We start from the raw sequence: 22043 nt of genomic DNA, 5'->3' as shown, positions 1-22043 counted from the left end.
CCTGCCCCTGCCCCTGCCCGGAGGACTCCCATGCCGTCGCCTTCGCCCAGAACGTCCCGCCGCATCACCTTCTCGGGGCGGCGCTCGGCCCCGGCCCGCCGCCGCACCCCAGCTGGTCGCCGCATGCAAGCTGATCGTCCTGTTCCGGTTGGCCGTTCCAGCTCCGCTGGCCGGGTGCTCGGGCGCGCGCTGGTCGCCTGGTGCCGCCGTCCTCGCGACTGGCGCGACCGGGGCATGTCCACGGCCGAATACGCGGTGGGAACCCTCGCCGCCGTCGCGTTCGCCGGCGTGCTCTACGCGGCCGTGACCAGCTCGGCGGCCAAGGCCGCGGTAGCCGGTCTGGTGCAGCGCGCCCTGGCGGGGACGTTCTGAGCGGCGGTGACCGTGACGTCGGCGAACCCGGCCGACAGCCACGGCCCGCCGGCCGCGATGACGACGACGATCGTGGTCAGGCCACCGCGGAGCTCGCGGTCGGGCTCCCATCCCTGGTAGCGGTGTTCCTGCTCGCCGTATGGATGCTCGCCGTCCTGTTCGGCCAGGGACGCTGCGGCAACGCGGCCGGTATCGGTGCCCGGCTCGCCGCCCGCGGCGAATCGGACGCGATCGTCACCGCCGCGGCCGCCGCGGCGGCGCCCCCGCACGCCACCGTGCGGCTGTCCCGCCACGACGGTCTCATCGACGTCGAGGTGTCGGCGAGCATCGGGATGGCGGCCCTGGGGCAGAACGGGCTGCGGCAGGTCGTGTCCGCCCACGCCGTCATCCCGGCCGAGCCGAACCTGCCCCCGGTGGCGACAGCCCTGACGGCGAGGAGATCCACCGTGGCGACGGCGGCGGCACATGAGCGGATTTCCGTCGCCCACCCGGGCCGGGTCTCCCGCGCACGGTCCAGGCGCGGGCCGCGGCACCCGCGGCCGTTCCGATGACGGCTCGGCGACGGTCTGGCTGCTCGCGATGCTCTTCCTTCTGATGTGGCTGGCCGGGGTCGCCTTCACGCTGACCACGATCGGTGCGGTGCGCACCCGGGCGGCCACCGCGGCCGATCTCGCGGCGCTGGCCGCGGCCGGTCCGCCACCGGCCGACGCCGAGACCGCCTGTGCGCAGGCCGCGCGGGTCAGCGAACTGGACGGGGCCCACCTGGTCGGATGTCGCATCGTCGCCGACGCGGTGGAGGTCACCGTCCGCGTGCCGCTGCCCCTGATGTTCGGCCTTCGGGCCAGCGTCACCAGCACAGCCCGCGCCGGACCATGGGCCCGTGCCCCCGGGGTGTACCAGCCGGTGAGCCGTCCCGGCGACGGACGGCCCGCTCAGGACCGGACGTTGGCAGGGGTGGCCGTGTCGCGTGCGGTGGACTCGGCGGACGACGTGCGATTGCCGCGAGCCAGGTCGGCGACCCGGGCGACGAGGCGGTCACCACGACGCGCAGGCGTGACCGGCTGCGGCTGAGCCGCCGGGGCCGCGTCACCGGAGTCCGTGGGCGCCGGCGACGCCGTGGACCGCGACGGGGTGGGCATCCGCTCCGCGGCCCGGCTGGCGGCTGGCTGGCCGTCCACCGACGCGCCGTCGCGACGACCACCGGCGGCCGACGCCGCACCCCCGGCCACAGCCTGTTCGGTACGTCCAGCGGGACGCGGCTCGATGCGTCCAGCCGGACGCGCGGAGGAGGAGGCGGGGCCGCTGCTGGACGCGGCCACCGGGTCGGGTCGGGACGCGGCGGCCGTCGCGGGCCGCGACACGACAGCGGTGGCCGGACGCGGCTCGGCAGGGGCCGGACGCGGCGCGGTGGCAGCCGGACGAGGCTCGGCAGGGGTCGTCGGACGCGGCGCGGTGGGAGCCGGACGCGGGGTGGTCGCGGCGGGGGGAGGTACCGCGCGGGTCAGCGCGGCGAGGTCGCGCTCCCGCTGGCGCTGGACCCGCCGACGGTCACGGTCGCGGGCCATGCCGTGCAGCAGCAGCTGCACGCCGGAGATCACGAGTACGCCGGCGCAGAGGCCGAGCACGAACAGCCCCCAGATATCGAACGACAATGTCTGGCCCATGATCATGACTTCGGTGTGGCCGCTGTTCTCCAACACGAGATCCGCGGTGAAGACGCCTGCCACCAGCAACACCACAACACCGATGGTTACCACCGAGACCTCCAGACCGTCCGCGGGAGGGGTCCCGCTGCGCCAAGCCGACGATCTCGGCGTACCCCGGTCACCCCACCGCGCAACCACGAAGAGCCACGGCAACCGCCGAAGGCTCAGGGTGATCCGCGTTTCAGCTGATCAGGCCGGTGATCGCCGTGAGCAGCCGGCCCGCCGCCGCCTTGTCCAATGGCTCGTTTCCGTTACCGCATTTGGGCGACTGCACGCAGGACGGGCAGCCCGCCGGGCATTCACACGCACGCACCGCGTCCCGGGTCGCGGCCAGCCACTCCCCGAAACGCAGGAATCCCCGTTCGGCGAATCCCGCGCCGCCGGCATGGCCGTCGTACACGAACACGCTGGTGCGTCCGGTGTCGGGATGCAGGTCGGTCGAGACACCGCCGATGTCCCAGCGGTCGCAGGTCGCGAACAACGGCAGCAGCCCGATCGCCGCGTGTTTGGCGGCGTGCACCGCCCCCGGCACCTCGGTGGGGGTCACCGCGGCGTCGGCGAGCAGTTCGTCCGTGACGGTGTACCAGACACCGCGGGTCCGCAGCTGGCGCGGCGGCAGGTCCAACGGCTCCTGGCCGAGGACCTCGCCGGTCGCGACGATCCGCCGCTGGAAGCCGACCACCTGGCTGGTCACCTCGACCACACCCAGGTGCACGGCCACCGCCGGCAGAATCCGCTCCCGGGTGGACGCCACGATGCGGATGTCGGTGTGCTCGCGGGCGATCGTCGTCCAGGCCGGCGACTCCTCGTGCACGAACGCGACCGACTCGTCGAGGTCGAGCTCGTCCACCACGTAGCTCGACCCCTGATGCAGGTAGACCGCGCCGTGATGCACGGAGCTGTGCGAGGCGGCGGCGTCCACGGTGCCGAGAAGCCGGCCCGTGGACGCCTCCACGATCCGTACCGGTGGACCGCCGGTGCCGCGGATGTCGACGTCCGGGCGGGTGCGCTGCGTCCAGTACCAGCCGGTGGGACGCCGTCGCAGCCGGCCGCGGCGGACCAGGTCGTCCACGACCCGCGGCGCCGCCGGACCGAAAAGTTCAAGATCGCCATCGGCCAACGGCAGCTCAGCAGCCGCACACTCCAGGTGCGGACCCAGGACGTAGGGATTGTCCGGGTCGAACACGCTGGCCTCCACCGGCCGACCGAACACGGCCTCCGGATGGTGGACGAGGTAGGTGTCCAGCGGATCATCCCGGGCGACGAGCACCGCCAGAGATCGCCGTCCGTCGCGGCCCGCGCGGCCCGCCTGCTGCCACAGCGAGGCGAGCGTCCCGGGGAACCCCGCGGTGACCGTCGCGTCCAGGCCGCTGATGTCCACCCCGAGCTCGAGCGCCGAGGTGGCCGCGACCCCCAGCAGCTCCCCCGCGCGCAGCGCCCGCTCCAGCTCGCGGCGCTCCTCCGGCAGGTAACCGGCCCGGTAGGCGGCGATCCGATCGGCGAGATCGGCCTCGACCAGGCCGAGCGCCCGGCGAGCCCCCACCGCCACCACCTCGGCCGACCGGCGCGAGCGCACGAACACCAGGGTGCGCACGCCCTGGGCGACAAGATCCGCCAGCAGATCGGCCGCCTCCGCGGTGGCCGATCGCCGCACCGGCGCACCGTTCTCCCCCTCCCCCTCCCCCTGGGTGCCGCCGTCACCGCGATGGGTGTCGTCGTCCGAGGTGGGGGTGTTCGTTCGAGGTGGTCCCGTCCACAGCAGCGGAGGTTCGTAGAGCACGAAGTCCATCGGGCCGCGTGGGGCACCGTCGACATCCACGACCTGGACGTCGAGCCCGGTGAGCCGACCGGCCGAGGTGCCCGGGTCCGACACGGTCGCCGACGCGAGCAGGAACACCGGTTCCGCACCGTAACGAGCGCAGATCCGCCGCAACCGCCGGATCACGGCCGCCACATGCGCGCCGAAGACTCCTCGGTACCCGTGGCACTCATCGATGATCACGAACCGTAGGCCGCGCAGGAACTGGGCCCACTGCCGGTGCCTCGGCAGAATCCCGCGGTGCAGCATGTCGGGGTTCGTCAGGACGAGACCGGCGTGCGCGCGCACCCAGTCGCGTTCGGCGGGCGGCGTGTCCCCGTCGAAGGTCGCCGCCCGCACGGACAGCCGCAGCGCCCGCACCGCGCGCAGCTGGTCATGCGCGAGTGCCTTCGTCGGCGCCAGATAGATCGCCCGGGCGGACGGCTCCGCGAGCAACCGCGACAGCACCGGCATCAGGTACCCCAACGACTTACCCGACGCGGTGCCCGTCGCCAACACAACGCTGTGCCCCGCGTGCGCGGCCTCGGCCGCGGCCGCCTGATGCGTCCACGGCTCGTGGATACCCGCGGCCACCCACCGCCCACGCAACACCGGATCAACCCAGTCCGGCCAGGGTGAACGCTGCCCTACGCGGGCGGCGACCGGCTCCACATGGGTCACGCACCGGGCCCGGCGCACATCCGCCCGCAGATCAGCGAGCACCGCTGACTCGCCGAGCGCCACCGCGGCACCGAGCGCCCCCGCACCGCCGGACGCCCCACCCGTCGGGCGACTGTTTCCGCCCTCCACGGCGACCGGAGAATCCACGATGGCCAAGAATATGCGCCGTCGCCACCACCGGCACGGCGGTAATGGACGACAGAACATCATCCGCGGGACAATCCGACCCCCGCGAGGAGCCAGGACAGCGGACCGCCCCCCTGACAGCCAAGATCGGGGATAGATTTCGAGCAGACGGCACCGGTGAGACCACGGCGGCGCGGAGATCTGCGACCCGAGTCGTGGGCCACCGGATTGATCCTCCTCATGGGAGGGTAATGGCGCCGTGATGTCGGTCTCCCGATGCCCGGGAGACACCGTCACACCGAGCTAGCGCAGCATCGCGACACCACCGCAACACCGAGGCACCACCAAGACGGTGACCACCGTTGAGACACTGATCACGGTAGAACCGCTGATCACAGTAGAACCACTGAGGCACCGAGGAGGATCCGTGGACCTGTCCCTCACGACTCGCCAGGAAGGCAACCACACGGTCGTGGTGGTGGGCGGCGAGATCGACGTCTACACCGCCCCGAAGCTGCGTGAGCAGCTGATCGACCTGGTTTCCGGCGGGTCATACCACCTCGTCGTGGACATGGAGGGCGTGGAGTTCCTCGACTCGACGGGTCTCGGAGTTCTCGTCGGCGGGCTCAAGCGAGTCCGCGCGCACGACGGTTCGCTGCACCTGGTCTGCACCCAGGAGCGCATCCTCAAGATCTTCCGGATCACCGGCCTGACGAAGGTGTTCCCGATCCACTCGTCCGTCGAGGACGCTCTCGCCGCGCACGAGTGACTCCACTCGGACATCACGCCTTCGGAAAGGCAGGCATACCGTATGCCCACCGTTGAGCTGCGGTTCGCCGCCCTGAACGGGCACGTCCGCACCGCTCGAATGATCGCCACGGCGGTCAGTCGGTGCGCCGGAGTACCTGCTGGCGCTGCCGACGAGATCAAGCTGGCAGTCACGGAGGCATGCGCCCGGGCGGTGCGGGTCAACCGTCGGCACGCGCCGCAGTCCCCAGTGCACGTCGCACTGACCGAGACACCGGACTCCTTCACCATCACCGTCGCCGATCGCGGTCAGAGCGGGGACGAGGTGGCCCCCGGTCCGGACGGCGGCCTTGTCACCGCCTCCACCCTGCTCGACCTCGAACCGGATTCGGCCGCACCGCCCTGGTGGTCCGAACCAGCCGAAGAGGAGTCCGAGGCCGACGGCGGATTCCCCCCCGGCCTCGGACTCGCCCTGATCGAGGGTCTGGTCGACGAGGTACAGATCAGCCGCGGAGCCGACGGGGTCGGCACCATCGTCGCCATGACCTGGCACACCGGCCCCGCCGTCGCCCCGTCCGACTCCATCCTCTAACCCCCCACGCCGCACCGCGCGACGGCCGCACGGCCAGACGCCGCGCCCGGTATACCGATGCCTCGCCTGGCCCTCCGGGCCTCGCTCAGCACCTCGGCGTACCGGTGCCCCGGTGTGTTCCGGTGCGCCCGGCGCCCCGGTGGCACCCGGCACCCGGCTGAGGCCACATGCGGAGAGGGTTCGGTGTGCCGAGGCCGAGCCTGTCTCGGCATGCCATGAGCGTGGCTGTGAATCCGGCGGGCCGGAGCGCTTGGCGCCCCACCCACCGGCCACCGCACCCCGGCAGTCGGCAGTCGGCTATTTCTGCATATATCGGGTGAACGAAGGCCGTGGTCGAATCATGTCGAGACCTGGCCAGAAAACGAGATCCGAGTCCGTCCTCGGACCTCGACAGGATGCCGGATCAGCGGATCACCTCGGCGCCATGGCCGTCCGACCCCGTCGCCACGATGCTCGCACCTGTCCGCACGCAAATGGTAACAATACGCTGGCGCAGCAGTGCGGCGCGGTGGGGCACGGGAGCGAATCGGCACGATGCCGAGGGATATTCGATGGCACGCCGAGGGTTGTTTGGAAAATCGGGGCAGCAATCCCCGAACAACCCTCGGCATCTCGCCGTCCTGCCCCTCAAGGTGGCGAACGGAAGCAGACATCGGGCATCATTTGCGCGAAAAGAGTGAATTGTCCGGGTCGCGCGGCCGGCTGCCCGCGATACGACGCCCAAGGCGCCGGCCATGGATACCGGATGGTGCAAAGCCGGATACCGGCCGGTGCGAAATCGAAGGTCGACGCGCAGCGCGATCGGCGAAAATGCAGCGCACATCACACTGGGTGGCTACACTTCCCGCATCCGACGGCGGTTGATCCGGACCGCCGCGAGATGCCGTTGTGCTCCCCGATCAACCCGCCGAAATTTCCCGAAGCAGGGTAGTTCTGACGGTTTTACCCGGACGTCGCCAGATGCGATGCCCGGCCGCCGGCATCCCGTCCCACCGAGGCCGTTGACAGCGGGCATTGGCGGGCTTTTCCAACCGGTGGAGGGCGCACAGAAGCAGACCGGGAGGAGCCATGTCCCCGATCCACAGCCTGGCGGCCGAGGTCGCGGCGCACGGCCAGGCCACCGAGGCGACAGTGAACGGGCTGAGCGGCGTGAACGGGCTGACGACTGGCGATTCCGTGCCTGGCCAGGCCGTCAGGAGTGCGGCGAAGGTGATTGCGGCCGAGGGTACGGGCACAGATTTCGGCGGTGAATCGGTCGGCCTGGTCAGTGGTGTGGCGATCATCGGGGTGCTGGCTCTGGTCGTGGCTGGCTATCTGGTCCGCGAGGTGTTGAAGGCCGATGCCGGCACGCCGAGGATGAGGGAGGTCGGCCGCGCGGTGCAGGAGGGTGCGGCGGCCTACCTGCGCCGACAGTTTCGCACCCTCGCCGGCTTTGTCGTCGTCATCCCCTTCGTCCTTCTTCTGCTTCCGGCCGAGGATACCGGGGCCCGTGTCGGGCGTTCGGTCTTCTTCGTGATCGGCGCGGTTTTCTCGGCGTTGGTGGGATTCGTCGGTATGTCGCTGGCGACCCGGGCCAACACCCGGACGGCGGCGGCGGCGATGACCCATGGTGAACGGGCGGCGGTGCGGATCGCGTTTCGCACGGGTGGTGTCGTCGGTATGTTCACGGTCGGGCTGGGGCTGCTCGGCGCGGCCGTGGTGGTACTGGTGTTCCGGGACTCCGCACCGCAGGTCCTCGAGGGTTTCGGGTTCGGTGCGGCTCTGCTGGCGATGTTCATGCGGGTGGGCGGGGGAATCTTCACGAAGGCCGCCGATGTCGGCGCCGACCTGGTCGGCAAGGTGGAGCAGGGTATCCCCGAGGACGATCCGCGTAACGCCGCGACGATCGCGGACAATGTCGGTGACAACGTCGGTGACTGCGCGGGTATGGCGGCGGACCTGTTCGAGTCCTACGCGGTGACCCTGGTGGCCGCGTTGATCCTCGGGGTGAGCGCCTTCGGGGAGCGCGGGCTGGTGTTCCCGCTGCTGATTCCCGCCGTCGGTGTGGTGACCGCGGTCATCGGGATCTTCGCGGTGTCGCCACGGCCACGGGACCGCGATGGCATGGCCGCGATCAACCGGGGGTTCTTCGTGTCGGCCGTGGTGTCGGCGATCGGTTCGGTCGTCGTGGCGGTGACCTATCTGCCGGGCAGTGTCGCCGAACTGCCGGGGATGGCGGGCAGCACCCAGTCGGGTGATCCCCGGGTTATCGCCGCCAGCGCGGTTCTGATCGGTATCGCGCTCGCGGCCGCCATCCAGATACTGACGGGTTACTTCACCGCGACGAACCGGCGGCCGGTGCGCGACATCGCCAGGGCGTCCACCACGGGCCCGGCGACGAACATCCTGGCGGGCATCGGGGTGGGCCTGGAGTCCGCGGTGTACTCGGCCCTGCTCATCAGCGCGGCCGTGTTCGGGGCCTATCTGCTGGGTTCGGGCAGCGTGACGATGGCGCTGTTCGCCGTGGCGCTGGCCGGTACGGGGCTGCTCACCACGGTCGGGGTGATCATCTCGATGGACACGTTCGGCCCGGTCAGCGACAACGCCCAGGGCATCGCGGAGATGTCCGGCGACCTGGACGCCGCCGGTGCGGCGATCCTGACCTCGCTGGACGCGGTCGGTAACACCACCAAGGCCATCACCAAGGGCATCGCGATCGCGACGGCGGTGCTGGCCGCGACGGCCCTGTTCGGCTCGTTCACCGACACCGTCTCGTCCGCCCTGGTCGACGCGGGGGCGCGGGCCGAGGACGGCCGTGGCCTGGTCGGCGGGTTGAACATCGCCTATCCCGACGCCCTGGTCGGGATGATCATCGGCGCGAGTGTGGTCTTCCTGTTCTCCGGTCTTGCGATCAATGCGGTCGGACGGGCGGCGGGGCGGGTCGTCCTGGAGGTACGCAACCAGTTCCGGACCAGGCCCGGGATCATGACCGGCACCGAGCTACCGGACTACGGCGCGGTCGTCGACATCTGCACCCGCGACTCGCTACGGGAGCTGATCACTCCCGGCACTCTGGCGGTGCTGGCCCCGATCGCGGTCGGTTTCGGCCTCGGATACCCCCCGTTGGGGGCGTTCCTTGGTGGTGCGATCGCCGGCGGCGTGCTGATGGCCGTGTTCCTGGCGAACTCCGGTGGTGCCTGGGACAACGCGAAGAAGCTGGTCGAGGACGGAAACTACGGCGGCAAGGGTTCCCCGGTCCACGCCGCGACTGTGATCGGAGACACAGTCGGCGATCCCTTCAAGGACACCGCGGGCCCGTCGATCAACCCGTTGCTCAAGGTCATGAACCTGGTCAGCCTGCTGATCGCACCCGCGGTGGTGAAGTACTCCGTGGGCGATGACCGCAACACCGCGCTACGGGTCAGCCTGGCTTTGGCCGCGGTGGCCGTGATCGCGGCCGCGATCGTCCTGTCCCGGCGACGCGGCCGGACGGTGGACGACGGCGACCCGCCGGTCGAGCACCCGACGCCGCGCGATCCCGCCGCGGTCAACGTCTGAGCGGCGTGCGCCCCGTCCACCGGGTCGGTTACCGACCTGGGGACGGGGCGCTGCGCTGATGGATGTTCGCTCCGACACGCCGCACCGAGACCTCCAACCATTGGCCAGATGCGGCTACATGGAGTAATCAAGCTGCCCCGAGTGCCGGCCCTCCGGCGCCGACGTGTTACACCGTCGTGCGGGCCCTGACGGGCTGTCGAGGCGTGAGCGTGACTGCGATGGGTAGGGCGTCGAACCACGAGGCCCATACCCGGACAGGAAGCTCCGTGGACCCTGGCAGCGGCGTACGGTGCAGCGTGGCACCGCTTCCACTCCGGCGGGGTCGCGCTCGATCAGCAGCCGCTGGACGCCCGCCCGCAACCCAGGCCCGACCCAGCACCGCGCGCCGCACGAGCAACATCCGCCATATCCGGGACCTACAGTCTACTGGGGCGACCTACGCTCCGTTTGCCAGCCGAGCCCGTTGCCAGCCGACCAGCTCGCCGGACGAGCACGTCAGACGAGCACGCCGCATGAGCATGCGTACGCCGCACCGAGGAGAGAAGTGCCACCGCGCACGAACACGACGACACGGACGCCCCGGACGACCACCCGGTCCTCCGCCTCTGTCCCCGAGCCCAGCGAGCCCGCAGCGAACGACCGTTCCGACACCGGGACGAGCGGCGCGGCCGGCAGCGCGGGTGCTGGCGCGCCCACGCCCGGCACCGGCACCCGGCTGGTGATCGTGGAGTCGCCGGCGAAGGCGAAGACGATCGCCGGTTACCTCGGACCGGGTTGGCAGGTCGAGTCGAGCATCGGGCACATCCGGGACCTTCCACGTAGCGCCGCCGATGTCCCGGCCGCGCACCGGGGCAAGCCCTGGGCCCGCCTCGGCGTCGACGTCGACAACGACTTCGAACCGCTGTACGTCGTCTCCCCGGATAAGAAGCTCCAGGTCAGCAAGCTCAAGGCGCTGGTGAAGGAGGCGAGCGAGCTCTACCTCGCGACAGACGAGGACCGCGAGGGCGAGGCCATCGCCTGGCACCTGCTGCAGACGTTGAAGCCGACGGTGCCGGTGAAGCGGATGGTCTTCCACGAGATCACCCCGCAGGCGATCCGCCGCGCGGTCGACAACCCGCGGGAGATCAACGAGAACCTGGTCAACGCGCAGGAGACCCGGCGCATCCTGGACCGGCTCTACGGCTACGAGGTCTCCCCCGTGCTGTGGAAGAAGGTCATGCCGAAGCTCTCGGCCGGCCGGGTGCAGAGCGTGGCCACCCGGGTGCTGGTGGAGCGGGAGCGGGCCCGGATGCGGTTCCGTTCGGCCGAGTACTGGAACATCGAGGGCGTCTTCGCCGCGAGCGTGGCCCGCGCCCCCGGCGCGGAACCGGAACGCACACCGCTGCCGGCGACCCTGGTCGCCCTGGACGGCGCCCGGGTCGCGACCGGCCGCGACTTCGCCCCCACCGGCGAGCTGACCACGTCCAACGTCACCCGGCTGGACGAGCCGGGCGCGCAGGCGCTCGCCGAGCGTCTGGCGGACGCCGCGTTCGCCGTCCGCTCGGTGGAGACCAAGCCGTACCGCCGCTCGCCGTACCCGCCGTTCATGACCTCGACGCTGCAGCAGGAGGCCGGGCGCAAGCTGCGCTACTCCAGCCAGCGCACGATGCAGATCGCGCAGCGGCTGTACGAGAACGGCTACATCACCTACATGCGTACCGACTCGACGAACCTGTCGGAGACGGCGCTGACCGCCGCCCGCGCGCAGGCCGAGTCGCTCTACGGCGCCGAGTACGTCCCGGCCCAGCCCAGGACCTACACCAAGAAGGTCAAGAACGCCCAGGAGGCGCACGAGGCGATCCGTCCCGCCGGAGATCACTTCCGGACGCCCGGGGAGGTGCGGGGTGAACTGGACACCGACTCCTACCGGTTGTACGAGCTGATCTGGCAGCGCACGGTGGCCAGCCAGATGGCCGACGCCCGCGGCACCTCCGCCACGATCCGCCTCGGCGCGACCTCGTCGACCGGGGAGAACGCCGAGTTCTCCGCGTCCGGCAAGGTCATCACCTTCCCCGGTTTCCTGCGTGCCTACGTCGAGGGCGCGGACGACCCGGACGCCGAACTCGAGGACCGCGAGCGGCGACTGCCCGACGTCCGGCAGGGGGACGCGCTCGCCGTCCGGTCGCTGACCCCGCGCGGGCACGCCACCAGCCCGCCGGCCCGGTTCACCGAGGCGAGCCTGGTCAAGACGCTCGAGGAACTCGGCATCGGCCGGCCCTCCACCTACGCCTCGATCATCGGCACCATCCAGGACCGCGGCTACGTGTGGAAGAAGGGCTCGGCGCTCGTCCCGAGCTTCGTCGCGTTCGCCGTCGTCGGCCTGCTGGAGGATCACTTCGGCGGGCTGGTCGACTACCGCTTCACCGCGACGATGGAGGACGACCTCGACGAGATCGCCGCCGGCACCGCCGCGTCCACCGACTGGCTCACCCGGTTCTACTTCGGCACCGGCACCAGCACCAGCACCAACGGCGCCGCCCCCAGCGCCAAGGGTGCCACCCCCGTCTCGGACGCGGGCCTCAAGACGCTGGTCAGCGAGCGACTCGGCGAGATCGACGCCCGTGAGGTGAACTCGATCCCGCTCGGGCAGGCCGAGGACGGTGCGACCGTCGTCGTCCGGGTCGGGCGCTACGGCCCCTACGTGCAGCACGGGGAGGACCGCGCCAGCGTCCCGGAGGATCTCGCTCCCGACGAGCTCACCGTCGAGCACGCACTCGAACTGCTGGCCGCGCCCAGCGGCGACCGGGTGCTCGGTGTCGACGCGGCCACCGGCACGACCATCACCGCCAAGGCCGGCCGGTTCGGCCCCTACGTCACCACCGACACCGACCCGCCGCGCACGTCCAGTCTGCTGCGCTCCATGTCGTTGGAGACGCTGACCCTCGAGGACGCGATCCGGCTGCTCTCCCTGCCCCGCAGCCTCGGCAACGCCGAGGACGGCGAGGAGGTCACCGCGCAGAACGGCCGGTACGGGCCGTATGTCAAGAAGGGTGCGGAGAGCCGCTCGCTCGAGTCCGAGGAGCAGATGTTCACCGTCACGCTGGCGGAGGCGCTGGCGCTGATCGCGCAGCCCAAGGCCCGTGGACGGCGTCAGGCCGCGACCACACCGCCGTTGCGGGAGCTGGGCGCCGACCCGGCCAGCGGCAAGCCGATGGTCGTCCGCGAGGGACGGTTCGGCCCGTACGTCACCGACGGTGAGACCAACGCGAGCCTGCGCAAGGGCGACGCGGTCGAGACGATCACCGACGCCCGGGCCGCCGAACTGCTCGCGGACCGGCGGGCCCGCGGTCCGGCCACCCCCAAGCGCACCACCCGCACCACCCGCACCACCAAGTCCACGGCCACGGCCACGGCGAAGAGCACGACCGCCAAGGCGAAGACCGCGAAGACCACGAAGTCGACGACGGCCAAGACCACCAGAACCACGAAGGCCAGCGCGGCGAAGAGCGACCCGGCCGCCGGCGCCGAGACCGAGACCGAGACCACATCGTCGGCGTCGGCGTCGGCGGCCAAGGTCACCAAGCCCCGGGCGACGAAGTCGACCGCCGCGAAGTCCACCACGGCGAAGACGGCGGCGTCGCGCTCCCGCAAGGCCAGCACCGACGCGACACCCGCCGCCCAGCCCTCCGCCAGCGGTGACGATGGGGGTGGCGCACCGGCGGCGGCCGCCGGTGACACCGGCCAGGACCGCTGATGGTCCCGCCGCTCGGCCGGTTCCGGGAACCGGCCGACACGGCGGACGCCGAGCCGTCTGACCCCGAACCAGCCGACCCCGGCCCGGCCGTCGCCAGCAACGCCAGCGACAGCGGCCGGGGTCCTCGGTGGGGACGGTGGCGGCTGTGGACGGGGCGCACACCCAACCGGCATCCGGTCACCACGGTGCCGAGTCCACCGCCGCTGCGGGGTGGCGACGACGGTGACATTCGCGCGGTGCTGCGCATCCCGGCGTTTCGTCGGATGTGGATTCAGCTCAGCCTGTCCAGTCTCGGCGACTGGATGGGTCTGCTCGCCACCACGGCGCTGGTCACCCAGCTCCAGCAGAGCTTCTCCGGGCAGGCCTACGCGGTCGGCTCGCTGCTGATCGTCCGGCTGATGCCGGCGATGGTTCTCGGTCCGCTCGCCGGCGCGCTCGCCGACCGGCTGGACCGGCGACTGACCATGGTCGTCACCGATGTGATCCGCTTCGGTCTGTTCGCGTCCATCCCGATCATCGGCACCCTCCAATGGCTGCTCATCGCCTCGTTCCTGGTCGAGGCGGTGACGCTGGTCTGGGCGCCGGCCAAGGACGCGAGCGTGCCGCATCTGGTGCCACGTGAACGGCTCGCCGCCGCGAACACGCTCAGTCTGATCATGACGTATGGCACGGCGCCGCTGGCGGCCGCGATCTTCACGCTGCTGGCGACGATCTCACGCACCCTCGGCCCGAGCGTGTCGTTCTTCCGCGACTCGTCCGTCGATCTCGCGCTGTACTTCAACGCCGCGACCTTCCTCGGTTCGGCCATCGTGATCTGGGGGCTGCCCGGGATCAGCCGGGCCGAGCGCCCCGAGACCCCCGGCGCCGAAGTCGGTTTCCTCGCCTCGATCACCGAGGGCTGGCGCTTCGTCGGCCATGACCGGCTGGTCCGCGGCCTGGTCGTCGGCATCCTCGGCGGCTTCGCCGGCGCCGGCTGTGTGATCGCGCTGGGCCGCCTGTACGTCGAGATCCTCGGTGGCGGCGACTCGGCGTACGGCGTGCTGTTCGGCGCGGTGTTCATCGGCCTCGCCGGTGGGATGGCGGCCGGTCCGAAACTTCTCGGTGACTACAGCCGGACCAGGCTGTTCGGCGTCTGCGTGACCGGCGCCGGGATCACCCTGATCGTCGTCGCGGTCATTCCCAACCTGGTGATCGCCTGCATCCTGGTGGTCGCGGTCGGCGCGTTCGCCGGGGTCGCCTGGGTCACCGGCTACACGCTGTTGCAGGCGGAGGTCTCCGACGAACTGCGTGGACGGACGTTCGCCCTGGTCCAGTCCCTGGTACGGATCGACCTGCTGCTGGTGCTCGCCGCCGCCCCCGGGCTGGTCGGGCTGATCGGCTCGCACGGCATCCACCTGTTCGGCAAGGTCACTGTGCGTGCGGATGGTGTGACCGTCGTTCTGCTCGGCGGGGGTCTGCTCGCCGTGACTGTCGGCCTGTTCGCCTACCGGCAGATGGACGACCGAGCCGGCGTCGCCGTCTGGCCCGAACTGTGGGACGCGCTACGGGGACGGCGACCGGTGCCCGTCCGGCCCCGGCACAGTGGGCTGTTCATCTCCGTCGAGGGCATCGAGGGCGCCGGGCGGACCACCCAGATCGCACTGCTGCGCTCATGGCTGGGCGAGCACGGCCGCGAGGTCGTCGCGACCACCGGCACCGGCGCGACCGAGACCGGCGCGGGCCTGCGCGCCCTGCTGTTCGACCCGGCCCATCGCCTGCACGCCCGCACCGAGGCGCTGCTGGCCGCCGCTGACCGCGCCGAGCAGGTAGCCCGGGTCATCGAGCCGGCACTGGCCCGGGGCGCGGTGGTCCTCACCGACCAGTACGTCGACGCCTCGATCGCCTTCGCCGACCCGGACCGCGGTGTCGAGGCCGCGGAACTGGCCCTGCTCGCCCAGTGGGCGACCCGGGCCCTCATCCCCGACCTGACTGTCCTGCTCGACCTGCCCGCCGACGTCGCCGTCGCCCGCGACGCCACCCCGGCCGCCCACACCGCCGCCCATCCCAGCGTCCCCCGCCAGGGCACCCCCGCCGAGGCCGAGGCCGGCCGCGCCGACGCCGACCGTGTCGACCGTGTCGACCGTGTCGACCTGGCGCAGCATCAGCGGATTCGGGCGGTTCTGCGCCAACGGGCCCAGCAGGCGTCCTCGCGGTACCTGGTCGTGAACGCGAACCGACCGGCCGAGGAGATCCAGGCCGAGATCAGGGCAGCGGTCTCCCGACGGTTCGTCCGCGAGACGGCGTCCGTCCCGGTCTGAGCGGACGGGAACAGCCGGCGGCGATGGCGCGTTCACCCGACGGCGGCTGACGGCGGCTGACGGCGGCTGACGGCGGCTGACGGCGGCTGACGGCGGCTGACGGCGGCTGACGGCGGCTGACGGCGGCTGACGGCGGCTGACGGCGGCTGACGGCGGCTGACGGGGGATGATGGTCTGGTGAGCGTCTGGGATGCCCTGGTGGGCCAGGATTCCGTCGTCGCCACCCTGCGCGCGGCCGCGGGCGCCGCAACCATCGCGCTACGTCCGGCGTCTTCTCCGTACGACAGCGCCGCCGAGGCGGACGCGGTGCCGGACCCCACCGGTCCGGGGCCTGGCACCGAGTCCTCCACCGACACCACACCACCGGGTGCGGGTAGGTCGTCCCGGTCGGGGATGACGCACTCGTGGTTGTTCACCGGGCCGCCCGGGGTCGGGCGGGAGCAGGCCGCGCGGGCGTTCGCGGCAAGCCTGACCTGCGAGCGCGAGCCACCGGGGTGCGGCGAGTGCGCCGGTTGCCACACCGTTCTCACCGACACCGCCACCGACCTGCGAACCGTCACCCCGGAGGGGCTTTCCCTCGGGGTGAAGGACATCCGGGCGCTGGTCCGCGACGCCGCGAGCGCGCCGAGCGCCGGGCGGTGGCGCATCCTGCTGCTCACCGACGCTGACCGGCTCACCGAGGCGGCGGCGAACGCGCTGCTCAAGGCGTTGGAGGAGCCGGCGGAGCGGGCGGTGTTCCTGCTGTGCGCACCATCGGTGGAGGATGTGCTGCCCACGATCCGGTCCCGCTGCCGGACGGTCTCGCTGCGGCTGCCCGCCGCCGCCGACGTCCGGGCGATGCTGATCCGCGAGGGTGCCGACGAACGATCCGCGCAGGTCGCGGCCCAGGCGTCCCAGGGGCATCTGGACCTCGCCCGGCGGCTGGCCGGCGACGAGGCCACCCGGACACACCGCGCGGCGGTGCTGCGCATTCCCACCCGGCTCGGCCGGGTCGGGGCGTGTCTGGCGGCGGCCACGGACCTGGTCGACGTCGCGAACGCGGACGCCGAGGCCGCCAACTCGGTGCGGGACGAGGCGGAGACGGAGTCACTGAAGACGGCGCTGGGGGTCGGCGCGACGGCGGTCGGCGGGAAATCCCGCTCGGCGAAGGCGTCGAAGGCCGGGGCGAAGAGCCGCACGATGGTCGTGCGCGGCGCCGCGGGGGCGCTCAAGGAGCTCGAGCGCAACCAGAAGAGCCGCGGGCGCCGCACCGTGCTCGACACCCTGGACCGGGCCCTGGTCGACCTCGCCGGGCTCTACCGCGACGTCCTCGCGGAGCAGCTCGGCGCGTCCGTCGAGGCGATCCATCCCGATCACGCCGCCGAGACGGCGAGTCTGGCCGCCGCGGCCACACCCGAGCAGACCCTGCGCCGCCTCGAGGCGGTCCTGGCCACCCGCACGGCACTGGCCGACAACCCCGGGCTCGTCCCGCTGCTGGCCGTCGAGTCCCTCACCCTCGCCCTGCGCGATGCCTGACCCCCTGACCCGCTGACCCCCTGGCCATCGGGCCTCGGGCGGGCGGGGCGAACCGGCGCCGGGCCGTCGAATCCGGCCTATTGTGATCGGATGGCCGGCCCAACATCCTTATCGCAGGTCAGGTGACGGCGGATGCCGATGATGTGCGCGGTGGCGTTCTCACCCCGGGGCAGGCTGTACTACGCCGACCCGGGCAGCCTCTCGCCTCGCGTCGGCGACCGGGTCCTGGTACCCACCGAGGCCGGCGACGAGGTCGCCACCTGCGTGTGGGCCGCCCAGTGGGTGTCGCAGGACATCGGCGAACTGCCGGTGCTGCGCGGGCTCGCCGGTCCGGACGACCTGCACCAGGCGGACACGTCCCGGCGTCGGCGGGCGCGGGCCCGGGTGGCCGCCCGGCGCCTCGCCCGCGACCACGACCTGCGCATGAAGATCGTCGGTGTCGATCACGTGTCGGCGACCGGTGGTTACACGATCTACTTCACCGCGGAAGGCCGTGTGGACTTCCGCGCGCTGGTCCGTGACCTCAACCGGACGCTCGCCGCCCGGGTGCGGCTGGAACAGCTCTCCGCCCGCGACAGCGCCCGCATCCAGGGTGGTATCGGCTCGTGCGGGCGCGACCTGTGCTGCGCGACGTTCCTGACCGATTTCGAACCGGTCAGCCTGCGCATGGCCCGCACGCAGGACCTCGCGCTCAACCCGATGCGGATCACCGGTGCGTGCGGCCGGCTGATGTGCTGTCTGCGCTACGAGCATCCGCTGTACGAGGAGTTCACCCGGGCGGTGCCCGCCGTCGGCGAGCGGGCCTGCACCCCGACGGGTGAGGGCCAGGTCGTGCGGCACGACGTGCCCCGTCAGCAGGTCGTGGTCGCCCTGGACGAGGGCGGTCGGGTCGCCTGCGATCGGGCCGCGGTCTGCCCCTCCCGGCAGGCACACGACGCCGCCCACCCGCCCACGGGACGGGCGGACGTCCGTCCACCCACCGGGCCGCGGCACCCGTGACGGTTCATCCCCGCGGCCCCGGCAGCTCCCGGATCACGGGTCGAAGCGGTAGCCCATTCCACGCAGGGTGGTGACCAGTCGACGCTGCGGTGGCCGTCCCTCCACCTTGGTGCGCACCCGGCGGACATGCTCGGTGACGGTCGCCGGATCCTGGAACCGGGTTCCCCACACCTGTTCGAGCAGTTCCTCCCGGCTGAACACCCGCCGCGGATGGCGGGCGAGGAAGGCCAGCAGTTCGTACTCGCGGGCGGTGAGATCGATGCGCTCGCCGGCGACGGCGACCTCACGGGCCCGCAGATCGATCGACACGTCGCCGTAGACCAGCGGATCGTTGCCATCACCGGCCCGCTGCGGCGGTGGCTCGGCCGGCCGGCGGCGCAGCCGCGCCCGCACCCGGGCGACCAGCTCCCGCAGCGAGTACGGCTTCACCACGTAGTCGTCGGCGCCAAGCTCTAGGCCGACCACCCGGTCGACCTCCTCGGCCCGCCCGGTGAGCATGATCACCGGAACCTCGCTGGTCTGGCGCAGGCGGCTGAGCACCGCGAAGCCATCCATACGTGGCATTGCGACGTCCAGCACCACGAGATCGATCTCCGTGGTCTGGAACAGTCGGAGGGCGGCCTCCCCGTCCGCGGCCTCCAGCACGCGATAGCCAAATCTCTCCAGGCTACGCGCGAGCGCCACCCGCGATGCCTCATCATCCTCGGCGACGAGGAGAGAAGCTCCTCGCGTCGTCGCTGCAGGCGCAGCGTCCCCAGCCCCGGTCATGGAGCGAAACCCTACGCATCCTCACCGGAACCACTTCGACCGGGGTGGAGATTTGCACCGTTCGACAGGCGAAGAGTGCGAATTTGTAACATTAAGCTAATACGACTGGTACGCTTCGCAACATTCTGGCCACCATCGGCCACGGTCATGACGTTACGTGAACGACAGCTTCGCACCACCCGCGCACCGCACCGACCACGCCGCCGCCCTCATCCCGACCGCGGGCCGTCGAGCACCGCCGGCGCCGGTCGGCCGCGCCGTCTGGCATACTCGAGCACGGTCAGCAGTTCCTGACCGTTCGCCGGAGTAGCTCAGTGGCAGAGCAATCGCCTCGTAAGCGATAGGTCGCGGGTTCAATCCCCGCCTCCGGCTCACACCCCGTCCTACCAGCAGTTTCCCGCGCTGGTCGCGGACCCCGCCGGTAGCTCACCGCTCGAAGTCCTATCAACTGTCGATGATCCGCGCCGACGCGCCGACGCTCCGACACGACGAACGGGCCAGGCCGGCCGACACGCCCGGTGGGGTGCCGGCCCCTGGCCGGCGGGGCCCCGTCCGGCGCGCGGCGGGACCGGCCCGGCACGGTCGACGTGGCGCGTGCGGCGAGCGCGGCGCCCCGAAGCACTTGCCGATCGTCACGTGACGATCGAACGCATGCCGGTGAAGATCTCTTCACATAGATCGGGTGGAGCTGGTCTCCACCGTCGGTCGGGCAGGCCTTGCCTTACCCCGGGTTCTCCGTCCGGGCAAGGGCCGCAGACCAACGCATTTTGATCATCGCCGTCGGCCCTTGCGCGGTCGGGGGTTCCGGGGTAACCCTTCGGGTGCCCGGGCGGCGGGGGAGGCCAGCGGTCACGGCTTCCCCCGCTTTCGCATGCCGCAAGATCTTCTGGCCACCACCGGAGCGAGGGCCGGGGTCCGGGGCAGAGCCCCGTTGCTCTTCGCTCTTCGCGGCCCGAAGGGTCGCCCTTGAACAAGTACGGAAAGTTGGCACAGAGCACCGGTTCGGCCTAGACCGACTTGTGGACCTGTACATGCCGTCACAGACATCGCCCAACCCAGTTACGATCATGGGCAGTGCGCGGCGAGTGAGAGGCGGGCGGCCCATGCCGAAGTCACGCGGTCGGGGCGGTCGTCGCCGCCCGAACACCACCCGTTCGGGCACTCAGGCGCGAAGCGGGCAGACACGCAAGGCTCCCCTGGCCGTCCCGGCTCATGGTGCCCTCACCGATGCCGAGCTGGTTGCCGTGCAGACGATCGCGGATGCCATGGGGGCCCTGCCGCCACAGCCTGCCTGCACAGGGCCGTTGCTGGTTCACGCCACCGGCGTTTTCGAATGCCACGGTGCCGGTTGTCCGGGCGGCCTGGCCATCTTTCACAGTGACGACGTCGTGGAGCCGTGCACCCTGCATCCGGGGATCCGCACTCGGCACGCCTGCCCGCGATGCCTGGCACACTCTGATGGTCTCGTTGAGCTGGCTACGCAGACCTGTACGGGCGTGCAGATCGATCACGATGACGACATCTTCGAGTGCACGCTTGGGGACGCATGCTTGGGCAAGGATGCGATCCACATGTCCAGCCGAACTTGCCGGGCCTCGGGATCATGCTCGCGCGACTGTCGGTGGCCCGGTCAGGATGCCGAGTAGCTAGTCGACGGGCACGGTGTAGGCGAACCGGTAGCGAGATCCGTCGTAGATGAATCTCGTGATCTCGACCGGCGTCCCGTCCTGCGCGGGGATGGTTCGCCAGAGTTCGACAACTGGAGTTCCGCCGGGGAGTCGCAGTGCGGTTGATTCCCCCGGGGTCGGCATGCGGGCAACCAGCTCCTCGGTTGCGTCTCCCAAGGCTCCGATGATCCGCACAAGTTCAGCGTGGACTCCGCCAGGCACGCGCTCCGGTCGGGCGATGACGCTTCCGGCAACCAGGACCGTCGGGAACCAGGAGGACACGAGTCCGGCCGGCTCATCGTCCAAGGTCAGGATCATGTCTCGACGCAACGTGGGTGTGCCGTGTTCGACACCGAGCCGGTCGGCTACCTCACCTGCTGCGGATTCCGTCGTGACGACGATTCCGGTCTGGGCTCGTACGAAGCCTTGCGTGGACGCTTCGGCCTCCATGGGGCCAGTGCCCGACGGTCGCACGGACTGCAAGTGACGACGGGAGCCGTCTCGCAGGATCCGACGCGGCCGACGGACGAAAATGCCTTGGCCTTGCCGGGCGTAGATCAGGCCTTCCGCGACAAGCTGGTCCAGGGCGCGCCGGACGGTCCCCCCGGCCGCACCGTAGTCGCGCTCCATCGTCCGCAGAGACGGCAGAAGCGCCCCGTGCGGTAGCTCGTTGGCTTCGATCGCGGACCGCAGATCGTTGGCAATCTGCAGGTAGGCCGGGGTTGGGTCGCTTGGGTTGACCTTCGTGGGGCGTCGCGCTTCACCTGCCATGCCACAAGAGTAGCTACGACACTTGACCACACTGGCAACTGTGATACAACAGTAGTGCAGCTGAGGCGGGAGGCAACCCGTTGAGGCGGCACCGGGCCTTCTGGACATGAAGAAGGCCCGGAGTGGGAGGCAACCCACGCCGGGCCAGACACGCCGCGAAGCGCTCTTCGAGCGTACCTGTGTCTGTGCAGCCTGTGGCGCCTTCCACGCCTTGTTGGCGTGCCCTCGGCTGGACCGGGGGTCGATGAAGGGGTGGCCGCCAGTGGGCCAGCGAGACCGACACCAGCGTCAACCAGCCGGACGACAACGGCTGGGACCTTTCCGACGGTTCCGGTCGCATCACGCGGAACGGTCGCCGGGGCGAGATCGATCGGTCCTCCGGCGCTCTGGCGATCCCGGCCACCGCGTCGCGGTCAGGTCGCCTGGAGACCTACGTGCCGTGCCCGTCATCGGAGCACCGTTCGCGGGGCTGTGTGGCGTACGACAACACGGGGTGGTCGTACGCCCCGGCGCATCTGATCGACGGCTTTCGTGCGCCGTGGGGTGACCAGTGAGCTGGCACGCCGCCACGGTCACTCGGTGGGAGTGTGTGACGCCTGGCTGCACCCGGGCCGCGCGGTCGAATCCCGTCTCGGACTGCTGCGGCCCGTGCGACCGCGCTTTCAACCGGATGTCGCCGGCCGAGCAGGTGCAGTCAGTGATGAGCCTCCCCACCGTCCGGAGCCCGCTCGCGA

The 22043-nt window shown here is 71.2% G+C and carries 13 protein-coding genes, 1 tRNA gene and 2 pseudogenes; 11 read left to right on the top strand and 5 right to left on the bottom strand.

From position 1 onward, the window contains the following. The first annotated feature begins 30 nt into the window (after nt 1-30). The 3 genes and pseudogenes from G6R24_RS24410 to G6R24_RS05500 all read left to right on the top strand — a co-directional run. Nucleotides 31-372, top strand: a complete 342-nt coding sequence (locus tag G6R24_RS24410) for a DUF4244 domain-containing protein (protein WP_254592561.1) — start codon at nt 31-33, stop codon at nt 370-372. 122 nt (nt 373-494) lie between these two features. Then, nucleotides 495-923, top strand: coding sequence for a TadE family type IV pilus minor pilin (locus G6R24_RS05505; RefSeq protein ID WP_163548085.1), 429 nt, complete (start codon nt 495-497; stop codon nt 921-923). Next, nucleotides 838-1185: pseudogene (locus G6R24_RS05500) on the top strand (Rv3654c family TadE-like protein); the annotation flags it as partial. The gene G6R24_RS05505 and the pseudogene G6R24_RS05500, both read left to right, overlap by 86 nt. A 119-nt stretch (nt 1186-1304) precedes the next feature. Here G6R24_RS05500 and G6R24_RS21920 read toward each other — a convergent pair. Further along, nucleotides 1305-2099 carry a hypothetical protein gene (locus G6R24_RS21920; RefSeq protein ID WP_225438150.1) on the bottom strand — a complete coding sequence of 265 codons (795 nt, stop codon included), beginning with the start codon at nt 2097-2099 and terminating at the stop codon, nt 1305-1307. 160 nt (nt 2100-2259) lie between these two features. Continuing rightward, nucleotides 2260-4620: a DEAD/DEAH box helicase gene (locus G6R24_RS05495; RefSeq protein ID WP_225438151.1), complete on the bottom strand. Its 2361-nt coding sequence runs from the start codon at nt 4618-4620 to the stop codon at nt 2260-2262. A 490-nt stretch (nt 4621-5110) separates the two neighbouring features. Here G6R24_RS05495 and G6R24_RS05490 point away from each other — a divergent pair, with 490 nt between their 5' ends. The 7 genes and pseudogenes from G6R24_RS05490 to G6R24_RS05460 form a co-directional block, all read left to right on the top strand. Further along, a complete protein-coding gene (locus G6R24_RS05490; RefSeq protein ID WP_163548083.1) occupies nt 5111-5452 on the top strand; it encodes an STAS domain-containing protein in 342 nt (113 codons plus the stop codon). Between the two features lie 42 nt (nt 5453-5494). Further along, nucleotides 5495-6022 carry an ATP-binding protein gene (locus tag G6R24_RS05485; protein ID WP_163548082.1) on the top strand — a complete coding sequence of 176 codons (528 nt, stop codon included), beginning with the start codon at nt 5495-5497 and terminating at the stop codon, nt 6020-6022. 1260 nt (nt 6023-7282) lie between these two features. Further along, on the top strand, nt 7283-9559 hold the full coding sequence (locus G6R24_RS05480) for a sodium-translocating pyrophosphatase (protein ID WP_244957348.1): 2277 nt from the start codon (nt 7283-7285) through the stop codon (nt 9557-9559). A 544-nt stretch (nt 9560-10103) separates the two neighbouring features. After that, nucleotides 10104-13292, top strand: a complete 3189-nt coding sequence (gene topA, locus G6R24_RS05475; protein ID WP_163548081.1) for a type I DNA topoisomerase — start codon at nt 10104-10106, stop codon at nt 13290-13292. Then, nucleotides 13292-15589, top strand: a complete 2298-nt coding sequence (tmk, locus tag G6R24_RS05470; protein ID WP_163548080.1) for a dTMP kinase — start codon at nt 13292-13294, stop codon at nt 15587-15589. The genes topA and tmk overlap by 1 nt, the downstream gene beginning before the upstream one ends. 177 nt (nt 15590-15766) lie before the next feature. Further along, a complete protein-coding gene (locus tag G6R24_RS05465) occupies nt 15767-17104 on the top strand; it encodes a DNA polymerase III subunit delta' (protein WP_163548079.1) in 1338 nt (445 codons plus the stop codon). 132 nt (nt 17105-17236) lie between these two features. Continuing rightward, a pseudogene (locus G6R24_RS05460) lies at nt 17237-18082 on the top strand (PSP1 domain-containing protein); the annotation flags it as partial. 54 nt (nt 18083-18136) lie between these two features. On the opposite strand, the gene G6R24_RS05455 reads toward G6R24_RS05460, so the two are convergent. Next, nucleotides 18137-18871, bottom strand: coding sequence for a response regulator transcription factor (locus G6R24_RS05455; protein WP_163548077.1), 735 nt, complete (start codon nt 18869-18871; stop codon nt 18137-18139). Nucleotides 18872-19171: 300 nt separating this feature from the next. Here G6R24_RS05455 and G6R24_RS05450 point away from each other — a divergent pair. Continuing rightward, nucleotides 19172-19243, top strand: a tRNA-Thr gene (locus G6R24_RS05450). 740 nt (nt 19244-19983) lie between these two features. Here G6R24_RS05450 and G6R24_RS05445 read toward each other — a convergent pair. Further along, on the bottom strand, nt 19984-20382 hold the full coding sequence (locus G6R24_RS05445; RefSeq protein WP_163548076.1) for a hypothetical protein: 399 nt from the start codon (nt 20380-20382) through the stop codon (nt 19984-19986). Nucleotides 20383-20517: 135 nt separating this feature from the next. Beyond that, nucleotides 20518-21309, bottom strand: a complete 792-nt coding sequence (locus G6R24_RS05440) for a GntR family transcriptional regulator (protein WP_163548075.1) — start codon at nt 21307-21309, stop codon at nt 20518-20520. Between the last annotated feature and the right edge of the window lie 734 nt (nt 21310-22043).

The organism is Candidatus Frankia nodulisporulans (genome assembly GCF_902806475.1).
GTDB classification, from domain to species: domain Bacteria; phylum Actinomycetota; class Actinomycetes; order Frankiales; family Frankiaceae; genus Frankia; species Frankia umida.
Note: the sequence above shows the minus strand (reverse complement) of the source record. Positions and strands in the feature narration are given on the sequence as shown.

Bases quoted from the DNA above. Each gene is read 5' to 3' on its own strand.
- G6R24_RS24410 (WP_254592561.1), top strand. From the start codon at position 31: ATGCCGTCGCCTTCGCCCAGAACGTCCCGCCGCATCACCTTCTCGGGG.
- G6R24_RS05485 (WP_163548082.1), top strand. From the start codon at position 5,495: ATGCCCACCGTTGAGCTGCGGTTCGCCGCCCTGAACGGGCACGTCCGC.
- tmk (WP_163548080.1), top strand. From the start codon at position 13,292: ATGGTCCCGCCGCTCGGCCGGTTCCGGGAACCGGCCGACACGGCGGAC.
- G6R24_RS05455 (WP_163548077.1), bottom strand. From the start codon at position 18,871: ATGACCGGGGCTGGGGACGCTGCGCCTGCAGCGACGACGCGAGGAGCT.
- G6R24_RS05440 (WP_163548075.1), bottom strand. From the start codon at position 21,309: ATGGCAGGTGAAGCGCGACGCCCCACGAAGGTCAACCCAAGCGACCCA.